This window comes from Pantoea sp. B9002 (assembly GCF_013385945.1).
Classification (GTDB): Bacteria; Pseudomonadota; Gammaproteobacteria; order Enterobacterales; family Enterobacteriaceae; genus Pantoea.
Genome location: NZ_JACAPA010000182.1, coordinates 1 through 320, shown reverse-complemented (window position 1 = coordinate 320; position 320 = coordinate 1). Strand labels below are relative to the sequence as shown.

1 protein-coding gene is annotated in these 320 nt (G+C 68.1%); it reads left to right on the top strand.

All coding sequences use genetic code 11. The features are described 5' to 3' along the window. On the top strand, nt 1-320 hold a 320-nt coding region (locus HX773_RS25750), incomplete at both ends, for a GntR family transcriptional regulator (protein ID WP_176973842.1).

The following is a 320-nucleotide window of genomic DNA, read 5'->3' as shown; positions in this document are numbered from 1 at the left end:
CTCACCGTCGATTCCCTGCCCGCACCTTCCGCCGTCAGCCAGGCACTGGGGCTGCCGCCCGAGGCCGAAGTGATCCGCCTGGTCCGCCTGCGGTTGCTGGAAGGCACACCGCTGCTGGCCGAGGAAATCTGGCTGCCGCAAGCGCCGTTCCAGGCCCTGCTGACGGTCGACCTGGATCGCCAGGGGCCGCTGCTTTATCCGATCTACGAAGCGCTGTGCGGCCAGGTGGTCGCCTGTGCCGAGGAAACCCTCACCGCCGAAGCCGTGGGCGAAGTGCATGCACGACTGTTGCAGATCGAGCCCGACAGCCCGGTGGTGGT